Raw genomic sequence first — 20,365 nt, forward strand, 5'->3', positions numbered from 1 at the left:
ATTTAAGAGATTCTATTAAAACAAAAGGAGCCATGCATTTTGCTACGGCTCCTTTTGTTTTATCTGAAAGCGCTATTAGCCCGCAACTTCAACTTCTTCTTTATTAACTTCATTAGGCCGGCCATTTTTGAAAGCTTTACGCGGCGATAAACCAAGCAATTCAAACATAGCCATATCGGTATCAAATGATGGGTTTGGCGTGGTAAGCAGTTTTTCGCCGGCAAAAATTGAATTAGCTCCTGCCATAAAACAGAAAGCCTGCTCAACCGTGCTCATCTCTGTACGCCCGGCAGATAAACGGACTACGGTTTTAGGCATAATGATCCTTGTTGTAGCCACCATCCTAACCATGTCCCAAACAGAAACACGGGGCTGATCGGCTAAAGGAGTTCCTGCTACCGGAACTAAAGCATTAATAGGCACTGATTCGGGGTGTTTGGGCAGGTTCGACAATGTTTTGAGCATGGATACCCTGTCCTCCACCGTTTCACCCAGGCCAATGATGCCGCCGCTGCATACAGTGATCTTCGCTTTGCGCACATGTTCAAGCGTTTTAAGACGCTCATCATAGGTACGGGTGGTGATGATCCGTTTGTAATCTTCTTCGGATGTATCAAGGTTATGATTGTAGGCATATAAACCGGCATCGGCCAAACGTTGCGCTTGGCTTTCTGTAAGCATGCCAAGGGTACAGCACACTTCCATATCAAGGCTGTTCACCGCTTTAACCATATCAATTACCTTATCAAAATCGCGGTTATCACGAACCTCGCGCCAGGCCGCCCCCATACACAAACGTGATGCACCTCCGGCTTTTGCCTTTTCGGCAGCAGCAATTACTTCATCTTTCGGCATTATGGCATGTACATTTACACCCGTATTATAACGGGCAGCCTGCGGGCAGTAAGCACAATCTTCAGAACATCCGCCAGTTTTTATCGAGATCAAAGAACTGATTTGCACTTCTGCATAATCTTTATTCTCGCGGTGGATTGTAGCGGCCTTGTATACAAGATCAAGCAATGGTGTATGGTATATTTCGGCTATTTCTTCTTTAGTCCAGTTATGTCTAACTTCTGTCATCAGTTTCAGATTAAATTCGTCCCAACAATGTTATTAAGTTATTGTAAACACGCAAATATTCAAAGATTATTTATAAATATAACATTTTGACAGCCCTCAAAAAGAAACTGGCTATATAACAAGGTTTTAAATATTTGGCAGCTTAGTACTTCCGGGGTTGGTATCCACGCTATCTCCTTATGAATTGCTGTGGGGACAGGCGTAACCGGCGGGATATACTACTTCAACAAAAGCTTGGTGGCCAACCAAAGCGGTAATAAAAACCCAATACAATCGGTAAAAGTAGTGATGATGATGGATGATGCTACTGCGGGGTCAATCCCTACCCTTTTCAATATCAACGGGATGGAAGCGCCTGTTAAGCCTGCTATGATCAGGTTGCCTGTCATGGCTAAGAACAATACCAGGCCAAGCAGCGGATTGGCATCGTAAAAGAACGCTACTATAAACACGATGAGCCCATTGGCGGCGCCGTTGATCAGGCCTACTAAAAACTCTTTTAATACGGTGTTATAGGCTTGTTTGTCGGAAAGATCGCTTAACGAAATACGCCTTACAGTTACCGCCAATGCCTGTGTGGCGGCATTGCCACCCATACCTGCTATAATGGTCATATAAGCCGAGATAATGGAAAGCTTGGCAACTGTCGAATCAAATGTCCGGATAATGGATGCAGCAAGGAATGCTGTACCCAGGTTGATCACCAGCCATGGCAAACGGCTTTTTACTGCCTCCAGCCAGTTACCGCTCAACTCTTCATCTTCAGATACACCGGAGATCTTCAGGATGTCCTCGGTGTTTTCCTCTTCCATTACGTCGATGATATCATCCACCGTAACGCGCCCGAGCAGTTTCATATGATCATCTACAACCGGGATACTGGTAAGGTTATATTGCTTGATGAGGCGGGCTACCTCTTCCTGGTCAAGCTCGGCTTTTACGTAAACAAAATCGGTAGTTACCAAATCGCTGATGCGGGCATCGGCGCGGGCTTTGATAACTGTTTTAATAGAGAGGATCCCTTTTAGTATGTCGTCATTGTCAACTACGCAGATGGTATAAAACTCTTCCATCTCTTCCGATTGTCGGATGATCTCATCAAGCGCATCCTTTTTATCCAAGTTGATGTTTACCTTGATAATCTCGGAGTTCATCAAACCACCGGCAGTATCTTCGGCATAGGTCATCAATGCCCGGATGCTGCTGGCATCTTCATGATCGAGGTCTTCTAATATCTCTTCCTGGTGTTCTTCATCCAACTGGGAAATGATGTCGGTAGCATCATCATAGTCAAGCTCTTCAACTATCTCGGTACGTTTTTCAGGATCGAGGTTTACAAGCAGTTCGGCAGGGCCGTGCTCTTCGTCCATTTCCGATAAAACTTCTGAAGCGACGTCGGCCGGGAGGATATTGATGATCCGTTCTTTTTCTTCCTGCTGAAGTTTTTCAAATAGTATAGCAATCTCCGAGGCGTGATATTCCTTCAGAACATTCTCTAAATCAGCATCATCGGCTTCGAGCGCTGTTTTAATGCGGAGCAGGTCGGTTTTATCTAATTCAAAAGATTGCATACCCGACTAAATTAAAACAATTAGACCACAATTAAGGAATTAAATGGACACAAAAAGAGTGCCTAAAGTGGCTATCGTAATGGAATCGTTAGATGCTGTGGTTGTATTTAACCTGCGAGCCGCTCACCTTGCTTAATTTAAAAAGCGCCTGCTCAACCTGCGTTTTTCGGATAGAAAGCTGGATACTGCAATCATTGTCAAATTGCTGATTAAGTACGATGAGGTTCTCTTCCTTAATGATCCGCATTATATCGTTCATCTGCAGATAATCAAACGAGATGGTGTATACGTCATTTACAGTTTTTGAAATGATAACCGATTGGTTTAAGGCATTCTCGGTGGCTGCTTTATAAGCATTAATCAAACCCGGAACCCCTAATAAGGTGCCGCCGAAATATCGGACTACAACAACCACCAGGTTAGTCAGATCTTTTGACAGCAGTGTATTCAGGATCGGTCGGCCTGCAGTACCTGAAGGCTCACCGTCATCATTAACCCTGAATACCGAACGGTCGATGGTTAAGCGCATAGCCCAGCAATGGTGATTGGCTTTGGGATGTTCTGATTTTAGTCGGGCAATTATTGCCTTGATTTCATTTTCAGAACTGATGGGATAAGCATAGGCCAGAAACTTGCTGCCGCGGTCGCGAAAAACACCTTCGGCAGGGTTTTCTATGGTTTTATAAGTATCGTCAAAAAGCATTCAAAAATATTACAGGTGCAGGAAGCCTAATGTTTGCGGGAAATAAATAATGATAATAGCCAGCACCGCTATAGCTATGCCGATTTTATTAAGCAGGCTCAGCTTCTCTTTAAATACAAAGATGCCAACCAGCGTGCCAACCACAATAACGCCAATATTTACCGATGAAAAAACTGCCGAAGGGCTGTTCGCCAGCGCCTGGTGTGCCTTCAAGTAAAACAGGATATTGCCAAAATTGGCTATCCCCAATACCCAGCCTATGAGGATATGCGGCAATGAAAATTTCATTTTTTTTGTGGATACCTGGTAAATTAAACCGGTAAGGGTTAATATAAACGCTATAATAAAGATGACAAAAATGGCTGTGGTAAAAGGCACATTATTTACTTTGGTAAGCTGTTTTAACAATACATCAATTACGCCGAAACCCAGGAAAACGATTAAAAGGTAAATCCATGAGCCCTTTTCAACTTTATTGCCAACAGATTTTTGCCAGGGTATAGAGCAAATGATAGCAATGAAGGCCAGTATAATGCCAATTGCTTTAATTGTGCCCGTGGCTTCGCCAAATAAAATAAATGCTGCCAGTATGGGTATAAACAGGGATAAACGCTGTGCTACGTCTGTACGAACAATACCGGCCTTGCGCACCGACGTTGCCATGATTACAAATATAGCGGGAAACAGGATCCCCAAAGCCACGTAATTATAAACAGGCCCGTTTTGAATAATACTCAGCTGTGGTTTAAAAAAGAACCAGGTAAGCAAAATAGCCATGGAGTAGTTCCAGGTAATGGCCTGGTAAACGTCCACATGGTAGCGTTTTGCCAGTTTCAGCAAAATGGAAACGATAACACTACAACAAATACTTAAAAAAACGAACAGCATTTATATAACCGGCTTATTGTATAACAATTGGAGGCGATCGGCGCCTACAGGATATTCATCGGCAAGTATACCTGTTATTTGCGGTGCTTTTATGCCTTTGTTCAAAACTTTATCACCGGTAAATATCCGTGCCTCATCCAAAGGCCAGCCTCAATAAAAGCATCAAGTGTACGCGCGCCGCCTTCAATAATAACCGATTGGATATCCTGCAGGTATAACTGGTATAAAATATATTGAGCACAAAGCGCTCAAAATCTTCCAGTGCTATATACCTGTTTTTACCATCGACATCAAACTTAAGCTCGTTAAATATCAATGTTTCGGCAGACTGATCAAATACATTCAATTCTTTATTTAGTTCCAGCCTTCGGTCTATCACCACACGTTTGGGTGATGGGCCATCCCAGTAACGGGTATTTAATTGCGGGTTATCACTTAGTACCGTGTTTTTGCCTACCAATATAGCATTTTCTTCACTACGCCACCTGTGCACCAGCTTGCGTGATTCGGGGCCGGTGATCCAGAACTGGCTGCCATCTGCCGGAGCAAAAAAGCCATCCTGTGTTTGTGCCCACTTTAATATAATATATGGCCTGTGCTTTTGTACCTTGGTAAAAAAGCGACGGTTAAGCCATTGACATTCCTGTTCAAGCACGCCGGTTATTACTTGAATGCCGGCAGCCTGCAATTTTTCAATACCTTTTCCGTCGACCTGGGCAAATGGGTCGCGGCAACCAACAATCACTTCAGGGATTTGATGTTTGATAATCAGATCGGCGCAGGGCGGTGTTTTACCATAATGCGCACAAGGCTCTAATGAAACATATATAATCGAGTTTTTCAGCAGTTGAGGATAGTTATCAAACCTTTGCGTAACCTGTTCAATAGCGTTAACTTCGGCATGGGCCTGGCCGTATTTCTGATGATAGCCCTCTCCTATTATTTTGCCATCGTGAACCACAACCGCGCCAACCATAGGGTTCGGGCTAACGTATCCTGCGCCCAATTGAGCAAGCTCCAAACAACGGCGCATATATTTTTCATGTTCAAGCATGCTGCAAAAGTAGCTTTTATGTTACTTTGTTGCATGATTACGATTAAGGATGTTTTTGAAGATTACAGGCAGCAGATAAATGGCATTTATGATACTAATGAAACCGAAGCTATTACGCTGTTTGTTATTGCCGAAGTTACCGGTTTATCAAGGGCATCTGTTAAGGCATTCCCCGAAAGAGCGTTAACTGCTGAACAGTCGGAACGGGCGAAAAACATCCTTGCCGAACTAAAAACCGGCAAACCCATTCAATACATTTTTGGTGTCACCGAGTTTTTTGGCCTGCCATTTAAAGTAAACCCATATGTGCTGATCCCGCGCCCGGAAACCGAGGAACTGGTGGAATGGATTTTAGAAGGCGAAAGGTTAAAGGCGAAAGGTGAAAGGTTTTCTGTGCTGGATATAGGTACAGGTAGTGGGTGTGTCGCCATCAGCCTGAAAAAGAATTTGGCAAATGCGGATGTTTCTGCGATAGATGTATCCGAAGGAGCTTTGGAAACCGCCAAGGAAAATGCTTTACTAAATGAAGTTGAGGTTAATTTTATCCTGGCTGATATTTTAAATATTGGGCCTGATAAGGAAGCGGCTCAATATAATATCATTGTGAGCAACCCTCCTTATGTTACGCTTGATGATAAAAAGCAGATGCATGGTAATGTTACAGATTTTGAGCCACATACTGCCTTGTTTGTACCAGAACATGATCCGCTGATATTTTACCGGGCCATAGCCGATTTTTCACTTAGTAATTTGATTGCCGGCGGCTTGCTTTTCTTCGAGATCAATGAAAATTTAGGCAATGAAACTGTTGAGCTATTAACTGGTAAAGGGTTTAAAAACATTGAGTTAAGAAAAGATATGAGCGGCAGGGACAGGATGGTGAAAGCGCAGCTTTAAAAGGTTACAACTTATCGCTTGCCACGCCCTCAAACTTGTAATAGTTACTGTAAAACAGCCAGTAAGCAATACCTAAGTTTAAAGGAACCAGCACCCAAAGCAGCTTGAACATAATGATCCAGAACAATACAATAAATAACCCCAGGATCCATTGCAAGTACTTATCCATATTAAGGCCAAACCAGTAAAGCAGGCAATGAAACAGCATCGCGGTGCTTAAGCCAACAAACAGCAGTTCAATAGCCATTAGCAAGTTAAATCTGCTGAACAACCAGATACTTTCGGGGATGAGCAAAAGGAAATAGACGCCTATAAAATTCAGAAATAGCTGTGGCCTGCTATAGGGTAAATTGCGGGAAAAGCCAAGGCCGCTCTCTTCAAATTTCCTTTCCTCAAATATCAATACAATATGTGCCGTTATAACAGCAAGGATTGCTATACCGGCAACACGGACATCAGTTTTAACATCAGCAAACACGTAAAACACCCCGGTGATGATAAGCCAGGAAAGCGCCTTGGTAATGAGGTATGGCACCTTGCGCTTATCGAACAGGTGGTAAATGTAAAGGCTGAAATAAGATTTGCGCCATTTGCTGCTCAGTTTTAACAATATAGATTGATCGCTGCCATCTATTAGCCGGTTGATCTGCCCCGTATAAATAACTGCACTTAAATAAGTTAAAGCGATTAAATACGGTAAAATGCAAACCGGAAATAAATAATACTGATTGGAAAAACCCACCCCCACAGCGATGAGTGCGTACAATATTACCGGCGATAATATAGCGGCCTGTACCCAAAACCAGCTTATTATTTGTTTCCCTCTGCTCAGGGCATTGCTGCTATAAAATAAAAAATGTTGACTGGGGGCAAAGATTTGCCTGGATACGTAATGCCAGCTTTTAACGGCATAAATAAACCAGCTTATAAACACCAGGATCATTACAACCGAACTGCTGTCCATAGCCAGCATCAGTGCTTTGTGATAGCCTATTAAATACTGGGGAGGCACTACGCCAACCATTGCCAAAAATATAAATAGCAAAATCCCGGCATGCACCCGGAAAAAACCGTTTGCAAAAATCTTTAACAATACATTGGTTAGCGATTTCATCAGCTAATAAACTTTAAAGTTTGATCTTCGACGAGAAGTTCACCTGATACAGGTAATGAGCCATCTTCAAGTATCTGGTGCGATGACAGTAAAAAGCCGGTTCCCTCCTGCTCATACCTTTCCCTTATCCAACTATTTAATGTTGCTAACGACGCCGTGTCAATGGTGATCAAAGGTTCATCGAGCAGGATCAATTTGGGCTTGCCCAAAAAGGCAAGTAACAGTGAAAGCTTTTTCATCATACCGCTGCTGTAAGTGCCAACCGGGCGGTCGACAAAACTTTGCATTCCCATACTTTTAATGTACCTATCTTCCTGTCCTGCCGGGGCGTCTTTAGCATCAGCAAACAGCCTGACCATTTCAGTACCTGTTAAAAAATCTGGAAACACCGGCTCGGCTTCAGCAAAATTAACCAGCTTACGGTAAGCCACCGGTTGTTTTTTTATGCTGATACGTTCTTCAAGCATGATGTCGCCATCAAACGCCAGGATGCCGGCGATGGATTTTAATAGAGTGCTTTTACCCGATCCGTTTATTCCTTTTATCCAATAAATGCCAGTTTCAAGGTTAAGATTTTCAATTTTTAAAGCAGGATAATTACCGTATGATTTTGTGAAATTTTGAAACTGCAGCATCGTTGGTTTTTGACGGCATAATGATCCTGTTGTTACACCAAAAGAGACGCTTGTAACGCGTCTCTGAAAGTAATTATCTAAGTAAATCCGAAATCGGAATTCTCAATTCCGAAATTACAACGTGGCTCCTTCGATCAGCGCACTGTAAAACTCACCTACATCCATACCTGCCGCACGTACCTGTTGCGGAATCAAACTGGCGGCAGACTGACCTGGTGTGGTGTTGATCTCAATAAAATAAAAATCATTACTGCCTTCAAGCAAAATAAAGTCGATCCTGGCCATGCCGCGGCAGTTGAGGCGGGTATACACCTCGGTAACTATGCCGGCAATTTCTTCAACCTTTTCAGCCGAAAGGTCGGCAGGAGTTATTTCTTGTGTTACACCAGAAGTATATTTCGCCTCGTAATCAAAAAAATCTTTTGAGGTTATAATTTCTGTAGCAGGCAATACCTTTATTTTACCGTGCAGGCGTGCTATACCGATACTGAATTCGCGGCCTTTAATAAATTCTTCTACTAACACCTGGGCATCTTCCTGAAATGCCCTGTTCAATGCTTCTGGCAGGCCGGCTATGTTTTGAACCTTGCTCATACCCACGCTGCTGCCACCATTATTAGGTTTAACAAACAACGGAAATTTCAAATTAGCTGCAATGGTGGCAACGTCATGCACATCGCGTTCAAATAAACGCATTGAATGTGCGGTATGCAAGCCATGGATCCCGTTCACGATAGCTTTGGTATAAGCCTTGTTCATGGTAATGGCCGATGTTGTGGCATCGCAAGTATTATAAGGGATGCCAAGCATATCAAAATAGCCCTGCAGCTTTCCATCCTCGCCGGGAGTGCCATGAATGGTGATGAAGGCAAAGTCGAACTTTATTTTTTCCTGGTTAAGGGTGATGGTAAAATCATTCTTGTCAACATCAACTGTTGCATCATCTGCTTCAAAAAACCACCTGTCGCGGGTAATTAATATAGTATAAACCTTATAGTTGCCGTTTGATGCCAGGTTAGCCGCAATATTTTTTGCGCTGTTAAGGGATACTTCATATTCGCCGGTAAAACCTCCGGCCAAAAGGGCAATATTTTTAAGACTCATTTTATTTCGGATTTCGGATGTTCGATTTCGAATTTATTTCCAGGAGCAACGACAGCGACCTGATTTCGAAGTCGAAATTAGAATAAATATCATTGCAAATAATACTAAAGTTTAAATTTTGAGTTTAAAACTCCCGAAATTCTGCAATAATTAATTCCGAAATCGAACATCCGAAATCCGACATCCTAACACCAGGGCCGACGCATTAGAAATTTTTGTTAGCTATAAGTGTTAGGAGAAACTTGTGATTCCACCCAGCCATTTTTCTTTTGGCCTTTATGCTGGCTTTGCTGGTTTTGTCAGCCTTTAGAATATTTAAAGCTATCTTTCTGACTACAGCAAGATTTTGTGCAGCCTGACTATTTCGTGTGGTATTATAATCTTCGGCAAAACCAACATCCAGTTGCCAGTGCAACTGGTTTTCTATTCCCCAATGTGTGCGGATGGCTTGGTTAAAATAGGCAGCGTCTGCCTGAAGGCTGGAGATGTAATAACGATTTTGTGTAGTACGGCTGTCCCCAATTATGCGTTCGGAGGTGATTTTGATAATACTCTTTATTCCTTTCCAATTTTCCTTTTCGTCAATCCAGTTAAGTTCATGTATGACCTTGCAGGTTCTGATCTCAGACCGCCCGTGCCCTTTATCCAGATGCTGGCTGTAACTGTCTTCCCTGAAGTTAAACTGGTTGGTTACCTGGTCATAAAACGTTTCATGGTTTTGCTTCAGGCCAGGATATAATCCCCTGACTTTCGATAATCTTTTCAGCGATTGCTTTTTGGGTGCCCATCGCATCGATGCTGACTACTGCCCCCTTAATGTTCAATAAAGATAGTAATGCCGGGATGGCACTAATCTCATTACTCTTGTCAGCCACCTTTTGTTGCCCAAGTACCAACTGATTACGGCCTGACCAGGCACTTACCAAATGTAATGCCCCAATCCCTGATGCTTGCAGGCGCTATTGCAGACGCTCTTTCCATCGATAGCAATCAGTTCCCTTTCGCCAGATGTACCTGTTGTTTGAAGGCTCTGGCCAAGTTCCGCCGTCCAGGCGCGGAAACAGCGTTCAAAAACATCCGCATCGATCATCATAAAAACGCGATTGATCGTATCATGACTCGGTATGCCATTTTCAAGCGGTAGCAACTGTTTTAAAAAGTCTTCTTTTTCCTTGCCAAACTCCTCCATTTCGTACCAGCTTTCCGCACCGCATACAACCGCCAATACCGATAGGATTATTACTTCCAGTAAATTATGTTTCTTATTATTGCCCGTGCGCGGATCGGGTATCCATCTGAAATGATCATGGAGTGAGGTTGTCATATTCTTTTTACAAAGAAAAAACTCTAAAAGCCTTTACCCCCCCCCGAACATTTAAACTTATTCCCTCTTTACCAACATTTTGTTGGTAACACTACTCATTTTTACCGTTTCTTATACGTCAGCCCTGATCCTAACACCCATATCCAAAATAATTCCTATGTTTGATATTTAATTAAAAGGTTTACCCTTACATATACTGATGAGCAAATTTGGGCTTACTTAAAATCAAAATCATTCCGGAATAACTTATTAATGGCTATTGTGACCGTGATAGCCGTTGTTTTAATAGCTTTTTTTAGCCTTGGTTATTATACCCGTCATGGTTCGGGCATACCCGTGCCAAAGCTTAAAGGCCTTACTATTGACAAGGCGATGGATATTTTAAAAGAGCAGGGATTCGGCTATAAAATAGATTCTGTGTATGTACAGGACGTAGCCCCTGGTACTATCGTTGAACAAGACCCAGATCCCGGGACCAACGTTAAAGAAAGCCGGGTAATTTACCTTACCATGGTAACCCTGCAGGCGCCAAATGTAGCTTTGCCAGATCTTGAACAAAGCAATTATCGCGAAGCTATAGCTACCATATCAAATTATGGATTAAAACTGGGCGATACAACGTACCGTTCGGATATTGCCCGCGACCGGATCCTAGAGGTACGTTTTGGCGGACAAGTGATAAAACCAGGTACCAAGATCCCCAAAGGCTCAAGAATAGATTTGGTTTTGGGCGATGGTGAGGGTGCAAGCGAAGTGGAAATACCGGAACTTGTAAACCTTGACCTTGATGCCGCCCGATTTGCTATAAAAGGCGCCGGCTTAACCGTTGGGATCATTACTTACCAGGGGACTATTACCGATTCGACTAATGTGGTTGTTGTTTCGCAGTACCCGATGAAGACCGATTCGTTGAGCAAAACAAGTATTGGCACGCGTATAAATCTTACTGTTACACAAGGTACCAAAACCGATGCAGCTCCACCGGCAAATTAAAGCTTCCGAACTGCTTGAGCGCTTAAGCAAGGGTGAAAGCCTTAACCTGCTCGACGTGCGCGAGGTTATTGAATTCCATACTTATAATATAGGTGGTGATAATATACCACTTTCAAATTTGGAGAATACGCTTAACAGTTTACCCTACAACAAAACAGATGAGATAATCGTTATGTGCAAAGTTGGTTTAAGGAGCGAAACTGCACAAAACATATTGGAGCGGCATGGCTATAACAACGTGCGTAATTTAAGCGGTGGATTAGTTGCCGTTCAAAAATTAAAATAAATACAACAAACACCATCTATTCAATATCATGACCGCGGAAAAACAAGGATCAGGCATGCTGAAAAAAATTATTATAGTGCTGGTAATCATTATCGTTGTGCTTTTAGGCTTTACAGGTTTCAATTATTACCTCAAATACTTTGGCCCCAACGTTACGGATAAACAGGAGTACTTATACATTCACACCGGCGCTACTTTTGGCGATGTTTTTAAAACCATACAAGATGAGGGCATAGTGAAAGATACTGCTTCATTTGGCTGGGCCGCCCGTAATATGAATTATATTACCCGTGTAAAACCAGGTAAATATCGCCTGCATGAAAGTATGGGGAACCGTAAGCTCATCAATATGCTGGCCTCAGGTACACAAGAGCCTGTTAAAGTTGAATTTCACGGATTGCGGCTTAAAGAACAGTTTGCGGGATTTATCTCGAAAAAGATTGAACCGGATTCAATGGCGATTATCCGGCTGCTTGATTCGGCGAGTTTTGTAAGTAAATATGGTTTTACTACCGATAACGTTTATACCGTGATCATGCCCGACTCATACCAGATGTACTGGAATACTACCCCTGAAAAGTTCTTTAAACGGATGTATGACCACTATCAGGCTTTTTGGACACCTGAACGTAAAAAACTGGCTGCTGCAATAAACTTAACCCCACAAGAAGTATCTGTCCTGGCATCAATAGTTGATGCTGAAGCGCTGCATGACGATGAAATGCCCGCTGTAGCAGGTTTATACCTTAATCGTCTTAAAAAAGGAATGAAACTGGAGGCCGACCCTACCGTGATCTTTGCACTGAACGACTTTACTATAAAACGCGTGCTTACCCGCTACCTTTCATATAACTCGCCATATAATACTTACCTGCATACAGGTTTGCCTCCGGGTCCTATTATGATGCCATCGGTTAACGCGGTAAAAGCAGTGTTAAACTATCAAAAGAGCGATTACATTTACATGTGTGCTAAAGCCGATTTTTCAGGCTATCATGCATTTGCAACTAACGTGGCCGACCACCTGGTGAACGCGCATAAATTTCAGCAAGCCCTTAACGAGCGTAACATCCGAAGGTAATGTTTGAGCACACTACTAAAATACGGGTGCGCTATGGCGAAACCGACCAGATGGGCTATATGTATTACGGTAACTATGCCGAATTTTATGAAGTAGGACGTGTGGAGATGCTTCGCAGTCTTGGCCTTACTTATAAAGGCATGGAAGAATCGGGCATTATGATGCCTGTGCTCGAGCTTCAATGCAAATACCTGAAGCCTGCTTTATATGACGAGGAGATCAGCATCAGGGTGATCATGGATAAGCTGCCAGGCATCCGCATCCATTTCAGGTACGAACTTACAAACCCCAAAGGCGAACTTATTAATACCGGCGAAACGCTGCTCGTATTCATTAACATGAAAACCAATCGCCCATGCCTGCCACCACAGGATTTTACCGATAGATTAATGCCCTTTTTTAAGTAAATTTGGTGTAAATGAAATGGCTGCACCGCTTTTTAATCCGGTTTACGTTTTACAGGTACATCATCGAGTGGACGAAGTCTGTCATCATTCCGGGTTTCAGGCCGTTGCCGCTATACACCGTTATTGATTTTTTTGTAAAGGAAATCACCAATAACTCGCTTATTAACCGGGCCTATGCTTTAGCCTATAGCTTTATGCTCGCCGTTTTTCCGGCTACTATTTTTTTGTTTACGCTTATCCCCTACGTGCCCATAAAACATTTTAAAGGTAACCTGATGATGGTGCTGGCCTCTGTAATGCCTACAAATGCCTATATGGCGTTCAGAGAAACCCTTTTCGATATCGTAAGTAATCAAAACGGCAAGCTCCTTTCCTTCGGTTTCCTGACAACCTTGTATTTTGCTACGAATGGCGTTATCAATCTCATGAAAGCCTTTAATAAATCCTCATTAATTGAAGATAAGCGGAGCTGGCTTAAAAGGCGCCTGGTAGCCACAGGAATTACTGTAGCTATAAGCTTCGCGTTATTATTGGCCATTTCCATACTCATCCTGGGGCAATCCATTATCCGGTTCATCCAGTCGCATGTGGCCTCCGAAAATCACTTCTGGGTTTACCCGGTGATGCTTTTCAGGTGGATAATTATTGTAGTAATTATTTTTGTGACCATAGGCTGTTTATACCGCTACGCTCCTGCACATAAAAAGAAATGGAATTTTATTAACCCTGGCTCCATACTGGCTACGGCACTGGCAGTTTTAACCTCACTGGGCTTTTCCTATTATATCAACAATTTCTCGTCGTACAATAAAGTTTACGGATCCATTGGTACGCTCATCGTTGTGATGATCTGGATGTATATAAACTCATTGATTTTGATCATCGGGTTCGAATTAAATGCGTCCGTAGAGCTTTCCAAGCGTACAATCCGTATTGTAAAACCCAGATTTAACACTTTTCGGGCAAAAAAAACCGACCAGTCAAAAAATTAACTTATTATTAATCAATAGATTATATAGATTATTTAATTAAATCAAAAAAAGTGAAATTGAAATTTGGCAATTCGCCCCGGATTTGTACTTTTGTCCCCGGAGAGTTGGCAGAGTGGTCGATTGCGGCAGTCTTGAAAACTGTTGAACTGTGAAAGGTTCCTGGGGTTCGAATCCCTAACTCTCCGCCAAGTATTATTCAATTAGAATCAAAGCGCTGTAAATGAATTATTTACGGCGCTTTCTGTTTTTAGCCCTCACCAAAATAAAGCAATCAATCGCTTTATTCCGGTGCCCCGTGGGTGACCTTTTTTAAGGTAATCTTACAGGTCACCGGAATGCTTATAAGTCACTGTTATTGAGCATGTTCAGTATTTAAACATCTTGATTTCAGCAGGATATGTAATTAATTTTATTCACTTAAAAGCTTCAGCGATGAACAAATCTTTTAACCTGCTCTTTTTCGTAAAGAGATCAAAAACAAATGCCGAAGGCCTCGCCCCTGTTTATCTCCGTATCACTGTTGATGGCCTACGCATCGAAGTCTCCTCTAAACGCTATGTCAATGCCGACAAATGGGACACAAACGGTCAGAAGTTAACCGGGAACAATGAGGATACAAAAAGTATCAATGCCTACCTGAAAACTTTAGAACACCAAGTGTATGATGTTCACTGTGATATGATAGAGCGAAAGTTGTTGATCACCGCGGCTAATTTAAAAGACAGACTTCTCGGCGGCAAGCCTTCACCTGGAAAAATGTTGGTGCCGATATTTCAGGAACACAACAGGCAGGTTGCCACGCTTATTGGCAAAGAATATGCAAAAGGTACGCTTGACCGCTACGAAACAAGCTTGAAGCATACTCAGGCATTTTTGATCTGGCAATATAATGCCCCCGATATCGACATCCGGGCAATTGACCATGAGTTTATCATGGCTTATGATTTTTATCTCCGCTCAGAAAGAGGCTGCAACAACAATTCGACGGTCAAATATCTTAAGAACTTTAAAAAGATTATTCTGATTTGTATCGCAAATGGCTGGCTTGATAGAGATCCGTTTGTTAAATACAAACCAAAAGTAAAGGAAGTTAAACGGGATTTTCTAAATGCCGAAGAATTGGAGGTGATGGCGAATAAGCAGCTGGTTAGCGACCGGGTGTCTCAGGTAAGGGACATTTTTCTTTTCAGCTGCTACACTGGCTTAGCTTATGCCGATGTGAAGAAGCTAAAACGTACGGAAATTGTCACCGGAATCGACGGGCAGAAATGGGTTTACACCAGTCGTCAAAAAACGGATACTTCTTCCCGCATCCCCCTGCTCCCGCAAGCCTTAGCATTAATGGCAAAATATCAAGAGCATCCTCAATGCGTGAACGATGGTTTGTTACTCCCTGTATTAAGCAACCAGAAAATGAATAGCTATTTGAAAGAAATAGCAGATGCCTGCTGTATCAATAAAGAATTAACCTATCACATTGCCCGTCATACATTCGCGACTACCGTAACGCTTGCAAATGGCGTTTCCATTGAAAGCGTATCAAAAATGCTTGGCCATACCAATATTAAAACCACTCAGCATTACGCCAAGATCCTTGATATGAAAGTAGCCCAGGACATGTCTAAGCTAAGGAAGCTTTATTAGACCGCCTATTTACACAACCATAGAGCCATCAGTGGCGCTATGGTTAATTATTTAATTTTTAAACAAGGAATCAATGAGCAATACAACTTCAATATCAGACGATATCATCATGACCAAGATCTATTATATCAGGGAACAGAAAGTTATGCTTGATAGCGATCTAGCTGAACTTTATGGCGTAGAAACACGGCGCTTGAACGAACAGGTAACCAGGAACATGGACAGGTTTCCAGACGATTTTATGTTCAGGTTGAATGAATCGGAGTTTGAAAGTTTGATGTCGCAAATTGCGGTGCGCCTTGTAGTGACGCGCGGTCACGTGCTGTTAAGACGATGGTGGTTTGGGCCACCGCAGGGGATGACAGACATACCCTGCAAACCACCCAGTGGTGCTTTCAACCGAAAGGTGTTGGTACTGAGCGACTGGGCAAAAGGCAGCATGATAGCTGTCAGGTACGATGCGGAGAGCTGAACGAAAGTGAACTACCTACTTAAAACATCGATATGTGAAGAATACCCTGTCAAAATGAAAGTATCGCATTTCCTTTCAGACAAAGCTTAGCGGCAGTAAACTGGAGTTGGCTAAGCGACAGGCGGTGCATAGGTAGCAGGAAGCCGCATCAGGCGTTTTAACGGAATAAGGGAACTTGTATCGACTAAATTAGGGGAAAGCACAAGCAGCGAAACTGTTAGGCGAATACCGCAAGACGATACAGGGACGGATTCAGTCGTAGTAGTGTTGACGGCCTGTGAAAACAGGCAAGAGCAAAGGGCTGAACCAGATTAGTTTCAATGTAAACAACAACTGTAACAAGGGATGATTGATTATTACGAAACAAAGACTCATCCAATTACGAAAAGAATGGTACTGGATGCTTACAAACATGTAAGAGACAACGGTGGAAGTGCGGGTATTGATGATCAAAGCATAAGCGATTATGCTAAACACCTATCGGACAACCTTTACAAGCTATGGAATCGAATGAGTTCGGGAAGCTATTTTCCTTCTTTTGTTAAAGAAGTGAAGATACCCAAGAAATCAGGCGGGACAAGAAGTTTAGGTATTCCAACAGTGGAAGACAGAATTGCCCAGCAAGTGGTCAAAAGCTATCTTGAACCAAAGGTTGATGAAAGTTTTCATCCAAGCAGTTTCGGTTACCGCAAAGGGAAAAGTGCTCACCAGGCATTGGCTCAAACCCATAAATGGTGTAAGCATTTATCCTGGGTAATTGATCTGGACATTAAAGGTTTCTTTGATAACATTGACCATGAGTTGATGATGAAGGCCGTGCAACATTACACAAAGGAAAAGTGGGTTCTCATGTACGTGGAACGATGGTTGAAAATGGGAGTGATGAAAGGAACGGGTATTGAACAACGAGAAAAAGGCACACCGCAAGGTGGTGTAATAAGCCCGTTGTTAGCCAATATCTTTCTGCACTTCGCTTTTGACAAATGGATGGAAAAGAATTTCCCGCCTATTAAGTTTGAACGTTACTGTGACGACATCATTGTACATTGTGCGAGTTTAGCACAAGCCGAGTATCTGAAACAGAAAATCGCATGTAGGCTTAATGACTGTAAGCTGGAATTGAATGAAGACAAGACCAACATTGTGTCTTGTCCAAGCAGTAGGTATCTATCCCGACACGGAAAAAGAAGCTTTAACTTCTTAGGTTACACCTTTAGGCCACGCTGGATTGCTCACAAAGATGGTGGGGAATTAGCATTCACGCCATGTATGTCCAGCGTTGCGAAGAAAAGTGTAAAGGATAGTGTCCGGGAGATGCAGTTTAAACGAAAGCAAATTCCAATACAACGGATGGCAGTTCTATTGAATCCGAAAATTCGGGGATGGATAGCCTACTATTGTAAATGGAACAAATGGACAACAACAGACTTGTGGTGGTGGATGAACAATCGGCTGGTTCGCTGGGTTATGAAAACCCGGCTGTTCAGCAAGAAGCGAGCATATCGCTGGCTTCAGGGTATTTACAAAACACAGCCGGGTCTATTTGTACATTGGCAATTGTTGAGACCATAATGTAATTGGTCAAATCTAATCTGGAAGAGCCGTGTAAGGCGAGAGTCTTAAGCACGGTTCTGTGAGGGCCTTGGGGTGCAACTCCCCTTGGCTACTCGACACATCAAAACGAGGGGGAAGGCGAAAGCTACCCTATGTATTCACTGAGCATGGGGTGCTGATGCTTTCAAGCGTATTGAACAGCAAACAGGCCATCCAGGTTAATATTCAGGTGATGCGGATATTCAACCGGATACGAAACATGTACCTCAATAACACCGAACTCCGGTTGGAAATTGAACAGATCAAAAGCAAACTCATCAGGCAGGATAAAAGCCTTGAATTGGTATTCGGCTATCTCGATGAACTGATCGAAAAAAAAACGCAGCCGATGGACAGAAAAAGAATAGGTTATATGCCTGATACTGATAGCTTTTAAAAAAGCAGGCATTCAATTTATCTTTATATATTTAGGAACACTGGCATGGAAATCCACGCCAGTGAATCATTTATGCGATCTGTGCATCAATTGTTATTGTCTTGCCGCGATCAAAACTGCTATGCTCATCCTGGTGTACATATCCGAGTTGGTTGGTTAGCAGCTCAGTTTTCCCGATATCAAATTCAGGGGTAGCATCGTGATGATGCCGTATATCCAATAGTCAACACCGCTGTCCTCGATAAAAGTTTATCAACGATATCCATAGCCCTGTTACCGCCCTGAACTGAACCGATGCGCCTTGAACCACCACTGCAAGAATCATCCCCAAAGTGTCAGCTATGATATGCCTTTTTATCCCTTTTATCCTTTTTTTGCATCAAAACCTTTGCTTTCACACTTACAATGTAACCCTCCCTTAGTTCGGACTGGTGTTTGTAGACTTATTGATTCAAAAATATAATTATCATTGTTGTTGTAACCGTGGAGATATTGGAAACCCGATCGAGTTTCCAATATCTCCACGGTTTAGCAGCTTATACAGGTCAGGAGTTATGTGTCACAGTGCTTCATGCGGCCTACGGTAATTGTAATCTTCCATCCATTCATCGGTTAAAACTATACCTGATGAATATCTTTAAATAGGTAAGCATCCAAGATGTTTCCCCAAAGTTTCTGTTAAAGCGTTCGATATGGCCGTTCTACATTAGCTTGCCTGGCTGTGTAAATTGAACTGTAAAATCCTTACCCTCACACCAATCCTTGAACCCTTTGCTGTTGAATTCGGACCCATTATCTACCCTCATACATTTTGGTTTACCTTGCTCACGAATAGTTTGCTCCAAGATCTGTGTTACTCTTATTGTTTACTGTTGTTCCCTCAATGGTGCTTCGGCATGAAGATGATGTGTTTTTTGGATCAGCACGTGAGCTTCGGTCCTGTTATGCCCCGGAGGCGCTAAAAGCAAACTTGTTTTGGATAAACCCGACCATAAGGTTTGATTTTGAAATGCAATTGTACAGCCGCCGCGCCTTCTTTGCGAAATCATGCGGTTGATATCGCCAACACAAACCCAGGGATCATGCAATGTAACTCCCCATTTGGCATGGTCATGTGTTTCGGGCCAGGCCCAGTGTGCGCCCATGAAACCTAAATTGATATATTTGATGTCAAAAGTCTTATGAATGCCATCGCTATCAGCGATAGGTGGAATAGGACCGCGGATCCAGGTTTCAATGTCTAAATCATCATTTAAGACAGGCCCTACCAAATCGTTCCAAAAATCTTTATTCCATTCCCGGTTCTTGGCTATAACTTTGAATGACATACCGCCAATAGACTTTAAATCAATGGAGTCGCCCAGGGCAATCGGGTGGCTCGCCAAAGGCTGTGTGAGCGAATGCAACTCGGCAGTTGCGGGCAGATTGGCGGAATTATAAAGATAGATTTGCGGCTCCTGGTGGTTCAGCATCTGTTTGGCAATAAGATTAGTGGTATCCAAATCCAATGAAATGCACATATAGGTTTGCCCGTATTTGGGAGTAGGATCTTTGATGGCACCAGGGTCTGCAAATTTTGGCCATGAGTGAAGCAACCAAAATGCAGTTTTAGATTCGGTATCAAATGCCAATACTCCCTTAGTATGCCCTTTGGTGCCATCATCATGTTTATTGGCACTTTCGGGCATCTCGTCATTATAAAGAACCCATCCGGTACTCGGAGCCGGTGATTTAATGTTTTTGAATACGGAGTCCATAGTCAGGTTGAGTGCTCCTTTATCGCCATTCAAAACATTGGGTGACTTTGTAATCGTCCTTTTTCGGGCGTCGGTATTGGCATCGATAGTTGAGTCGTAATAAACATATTCGTACCCTGTAGCTTTGTCATTACCCACACCTCCGTCAAGTTGCGGAACTTTGTAGATAAACCACCAGTCGACTGGTGCGCCGTTCTCATCAAGCGCAGAAATTTTCATAACTTTTTTGGTTAGGTTGAAAAATTAATTGATTAATTGTTTGCAGGCATTGACGAGGTTTGCAATAAAGATAAAGTAATATCGTGCATAAATGACCACGTAATTTCACGGAATTTCCAGAAGAGTTTCCCGTATTTTTACGCATAAAACA

At 42.7% G+C, this 20,365-nt stretch carries 23 protein-coding genes and 1 tRNA gene; 11 read left to right on the forward strand and 13 right to left on the reverse strand.

Annotated elements, in window-relative coordinates; translation table 11 throughout:
• Window positions 1-75: 75 nt before the first annotated feature.
• From bioB to ribD, 5 genes are all read right to left on the reverse strand, one after another.
• Complete coding sequence (gene bioB / locus DIU38_RS10840) at window positions 76-1,083, reverse strand: biotin synthase BioB (RefSeq protein WP_090525910.1); 1,008 nt, start codon at window positions 1,081-1,083, stop codon at window positions 76-78.
• A gap of 218 nt (window positions 1,084-1,301) precedes the next feature.
• A complete protein-coding gene (gene mgtE / locus DIU38_RS10845; protein WP_112657225.1) occupies window positions 1,302-2,654 on the reverse strand; it encodes a magnesium transporter in 1,353 nt (450 codons plus the stop codon).
• Between the two features lie 88 nt (window positions 2,655-2,742).
• Window positions 2,743-3,357 (reverse strand): IMPACT family protein, encoded by a 615-nt coding sequence (locus DIU38_RS10850; RefSeq protein ID WP_112657227.1) that lies wholly within the window; start codon window positions 3,355-3,357, stop codon window positions 2,743-2,745.
• 9 nt (window positions 3,358-3,366) lie between these two features.
• The gene (locus DIU38_RS10855; protein ID WP_112657229.1) at window positions 3,367-4,245 is read right to left on the reverse strand and encodes an EamA family transporter; all 879 of its coding nucleotides are present in this window, start codon (window positions 4,243-4,245) and stop codon (window positions 3,367-3,369) included.
• Between the two features lie 133 nt (window positions 4,246-4,378).
• Window positions 4,379-5,299 (reverse strand): bifunctional diaminohydroxyphosphoribosylaminopyrimidine deaminase/5-amino-6-(5-phosphoribosylamino)uracil reductase RibD, encoded by a 921-nt coding sequence (ribD, locus tag DIU38_RS10860; protein WP_317132432.1) that lies wholly within the window; start codon window positions 5,297-5,299, stop codon window positions 4,379-4,381.
• Window positions 5,300-5,332: 33 nt separating this feature from the next.
• Here ribD and prmC point away from each other — a divergent pair, with 33 nt between their 5' ends.
• Complete coding sequence (gene prmC, locus DIU38_RS10865) at window positions 5,333-6,196, forward strand: peptide chain release factor N(5)-glutamine methyltransferase (RefSeq protein ID WP_167516140.1); 864 nt, start codon at window positions 5,333-5,335, stop codon at window positions 6,194-6,196.
• 4 nt (window positions 6,197-6,200) lie between these two features.
• Here prmC and DIU38_RS10870 read toward each other — a convergent pair whose 3' ends face one another.
• From DIU38_RS10870 to DIU38_RS10895, 6 genes are all read right to left on the reverse strand, one after another.
• The gene (locus DIU38_RS10870) at window positions 6,201-7,310 is read right to left on the reverse strand and encodes a hypothetical protein (RefSeq protein ID WP_112657235.1); all 1,110 of its coding nucleotides are present in this window, start codon (window positions 7,308-7,310) and stop codon (window positions 6,201-6,203) included.
• A complete protein-coding gene (locus tag DIU38_RS10875; protein WP_112657237.1) occupies window positions 7,310-7,945 on the reverse strand; it encodes an ABC transporter ATP-binding protein in 636 nt (211 codons plus the stop codon). The genes DIU38_RS10870 and DIU38_RS10875 overlap by 1 nt, the downstream gene beginning before the upstream one ends.
• 114 nt (window positions 7,946-8,059) lie before the next feature.
• Window positions 8,060-9,049, reverse strand: coding sequence for a D-alanine--D-alanine ligase (locus DIU38_RS10880; RefSeq protein WP_112657239.1), 990 nt, complete (start codon window positions 9,047-9,049; stop codon window positions 8,060-8,062).
• Between the two features lie 205 nt (window positions 9,050-9,254).
• Window positions 9,255-9,842, reverse strand: coding sequence for an ISAs1 family transposase (locus DIU38_RS10885; RefSeq protein ID WP_149354074.1), 588 nt, complete (start codon window positions 9,840-9,842; stop codon window positions 9,255-9,257).
• Window positions 9,760-9,975: an ISAs1 family transposase gene (locus DIU38_RS34860; protein ID WP_167516141.1), complete on the reverse strand. Its 216-nt coding sequence runs from the start codon at window positions 9,973-9,975 to the stop codon at window positions 9,760-9,762. Before DIU38_RS34860 ends, DIU38_RS10885 begins: the two co-directional genes overlap by 83 nt.
• Window positions 9,969-10,373 carry an ISAs1 family transposase gene (locus DIU38_RS10895; protein WP_149354001.1) on the reverse strand — a complete coding sequence of 135 codons (405 nt, stop codon included), beginning with the start codon at window positions 10,371-10,373 and terminating at the stop codon, window positions 9,969-9,971. Before DIU38_RS10895 ends, DIU38_RS34860 begins: the two co-directional genes overlap by 7 nt.
• A gap of 252 nt (window positions 10,374-10,625) precedes the next feature.
• On the opposite strand from DIU38_RS10895, the gene DIU38_RS10900 reads away from it, so the two are divergent.
• From DIU38_RS10900 to DIU38_RS10945, 10 genes are all read left to right on the forward strand, one after another.
• Complete coding sequence (locus DIU38_RS10900; RefSeq protein ID WP_149354075.1) at window positions 10,626-11,366, forward strand: PASTA domain-containing protein; 741 nt, start codon at window positions 10,626-10,628, stop codon at window positions 11,364-11,366.
• The gene (locus DIU38_RS10905; protein ID WP_091164434.1) at window positions 11,344-11,652 is read left to right on the forward strand and encodes a rhodanese-like domain-containing protein; all 309 of its coding nucleotides are present in this window, start codon (window positions 11,344-11,346) and stop codon (window positions 11,650-11,652) included. Before DIU38_RS10900 ends, DIU38_RS10905 begins: the two co-directional genes overlap by 23 nt.
• A 28-nt stretch (window positions 11,653-11,680) precedes the next feature.
• Entirely contained in the window at window positions 11,681-12,733 is a 1,053-nt protein-coding gene (gene mltG, locus DIU38_RS10910) for an endolytic transglycosylase MltG (RefSeq protein WP_112651338.1), read from the forward strand.
• Entirely contained in the window at window positions 12,733-13,140 is a 408-nt protein-coding gene (locus tag DIU38_RS10915) for an acyl-CoA thioesterase (RefSeq protein WP_112651336.1), read from the forward strand. The genes mltG and DIU38_RS10915 overlap by 1 nt, the downstream gene beginning before the upstream one ends.
• An 11-nt stretch (window positions 13,141-13,151) precedes the next feature.
• The gene (locus tag DIU38_RS10920) at window positions 13,152-14,132 is read left to right on the forward strand and encodes a YihY/virulence factor BrkB family protein (protein ID WP_091164424.1); all 981 of its coding nucleotides are present in this window, start codon (window positions 13,152-13,154) and stop codon (window positions 14,130-14,132) included.
• Between the two features lie 98 nt (window positions 14,133-14,230).
• Window positions 14,231-14,320, forward strand: a tRNA-Ser gene (locus tag DIU38_RS10925).
• Window positions 14,321-14,564: 244 nt separating this feature from the next.
• A complete protein-coding gene (locus tag DIU38_RS10930; RefSeq protein WP_112651334.1) occupies window positions 14,565-15,776 on the forward strand; it encodes a site-specific integrase in 1,212 nt (403 codons plus the stop codon).
• A gap of 73 nt (window positions 15,777-15,849) precedes the next feature.
• On the forward strand, window positions 15,850-16,248 hold the full coding sequence (locus DIU38_RS34445; RefSeq protein WP_112651332.1) for an ORF6N domain-containing protein: 399 nt from the start codon (window positions 15,850-15,852) through the stop codon (window positions 16,246-16,248).
• A gap of 345 nt (window positions 16,249-16,593) precedes the next feature.
• Window positions 16,594-17,820 (forward strand): group II intron reverse transcriptase/maturase, encoded by a 1,227-nt coding sequence (gene ltrA, locus DIU38_RS10940; protein ID WP_112651330.1) that lies wholly within the window; start codon window positions 16,594-16,596, stop codon window positions 17,818-17,820.
• A gap of 160 nt (window positions 17,821-17,980) precedes the next feature.
• Window positions 17,981-18,238 carry a hypothetical protein gene (locus tag DIU38_RS10945; RefSeq protein ID WP_208057513.1) on the forward strand — a complete coding sequence of 86 codons (258 nt, stop codon included), beginning with the start codon at window positions 17,981-17,983 and terminating at the stop codon, window positions 18,236-18,238.
• A 701-nt stretch (window positions 18,239-18,939) separates the two neighbouring features.
• On the opposite strand, the gene DIU38_RS34865 is transcribed toward DIU38_RS10945, so the two are convergent.
• Window positions 18,940-19,044 carry a hypothetical protein gene (locus DIU38_RS34865; RefSeq protein ID WP_407716476.1) on the reverse strand — a complete coding sequence of 35 codons (105 nt, stop codon included), beginning with the start codon at window positions 19,042-19,044 and terminating at the stop codon, window positions 18,940-18,942.
• Between the two features lie 60 nt (window positions 19,045-19,104).
• Window positions 19,105-20,214 carry a deoxyribonuclease II family protein gene (locus DIU38_RS10960; protein WP_112651326.1) on the reverse strand — a complete coding sequence of 370 codons (1,110 nt, stop codon included), beginning with the start codon at window positions 20,212-20,214 and terminating at the stop codon, window positions 19,105-19,107.
• Window positions 20,215-20,365 lie beyond the last annotated feature (151 nt).

Source organism: Mucilaginibacter metallidurans (assembly GCF_003286435.2).
In the GTDB taxonomy this organism is placed as follows: domain Bacteria; phylum Bacteroidota; class Bacteroidia; order Sphingobacteriales; family Sphingobacteriaceae; genus Mucilaginibacter; species Mucilaginibacter gossypii.